The organism is Streptomyces sp. NPDC003032 (assembly GCF_053591415.1).
Genome location: NZ_JBSFTT010000126.1, coordinates 1 through 1,395, shown reverse-complemented (window position 1 = coordinate 1,395; position 1,395 = coordinate 1). Strand labels below are relative to the sequence as shown.

Here is a 1,395-nt window from a genome sequence, read left to right as displayed (position 1 = left end):
GCTCTCATCGAGGCGGGTCCGGGTCGTGTGGCGCTGGCGGGCACGTCGGTCAACTTCGACGTCTCCGTCTTCGAGATCCTCACCAACCTCTGTCACGGCGGGACGATCGAGATCGTCCGCGACGTCCTGGTCCTGGGGGAGCGTGCGGGCTGGAACGGGCACATCGTCTCCACGGTGCCCTCCGCCTTCGCCGAACTCCTCGACCAGATCGCGGGACGTGCCACCGTCGACACCCTCGTCTTCGCCGGCGAGGCCCTGCCCGCGGCCCTGGTCACCCGGGTGCGCGAGGCGTTCCCCGGCGTGCGGATCATCAACGCCTACGGCCAGACCGAGTCCTTCTACGCCACCACCTTCACCATCGCCGCCGACGACGCCTGGGACGGCTCCGGCAACGTGCCCATCGGCCGGCCGCTGGGCAACATGCGCGCCTACGTCCTTGGACCCGGGCTGCGGCCCGTCGTCCCCGGCGTCACGGGAGAGCTCTACATCGCGGGGAACGTGGCCCGCGGCTACCGGGGCCGCCCCGACCTGACCATCGAACGCTTCCTGCCCGACCTCTTCGGTGAGCCCGGTTCACGGATGTACCGCACCGGTGACCTGGCCCGCTGGAACGCCCAGGGCGAGCTGGAGTACGTGGGCCGCGCCGACACCCAGGTCAAGGTCCGCGGCTTCCGCATCGAACCCGGCGAGGTCGAGGCCGCCCTGGTCACCCACCCCGCCGTCGCCCAGGCCGCGGTCGTCGCCCGCGAGGTGGCCGGCACCGGCGCCAAGCAGCTGGTCGGCTACGTCGTCCCCGCGTTCACCAGCGAACACGACAGCCACGACTTCCGCTCCGGCATAGAAGCGGCCGAACTGCGCGTCCACGCCTCACAGCACCTGCCCGACTTCATGGTCCCCTCCACATTCGTCATCCTGGACCGGCTGCCGTTGATGCCGAACGGCAAGCTGGACCACAAGGCGCTTCCGGAGCCGGAGTTCACCGGTGGTGCCTACCGGGCGCCGGGAACAGCGCGGGAGAAGGTCCTGGCCGGGGTCTACGCCGAGGTGCTGGGGCTCGACCGGGTGGGTGTCGACGACGACTTCTTCGCGCTCGGCGGTGACTCCATCCGCTCCATCCAGGTCGTCTCCCGGGCCCGTGCCCAGGGCCTGGAGGTCAGCCCCCGGCAGATCTTCGAGCAGCGCACCGTCGCCGCACTGGCCGAGGTCGCCACCAGCGACGACGGAACAGGCCCGACGCTCGAGGAGCTGGAGGGCGGCGGCATCGGCTCCGTCCCCCTGCTCCCCATCGCGAAGTACATGGCGGAACTGGGCGGCGGTTATGACCGGTTCTCCATGTCGCTGGCGGTTGAGCTGCCGGCGGGCATCGACGCCGGGGGGCTTGCGGCGACGCTGAAC

General features: G+C 70.9%; 1 protein-coding gene. It reads left to right on the top strand.

From position 1 onward, the window contains the following. On the top strand, positions 1–1,395 hold a 1,395-nt coding region (locus ACWDZ7_RS42830; RefSeq protein WP_451804385.1), incomplete at both ends, for an AMP-binding protein.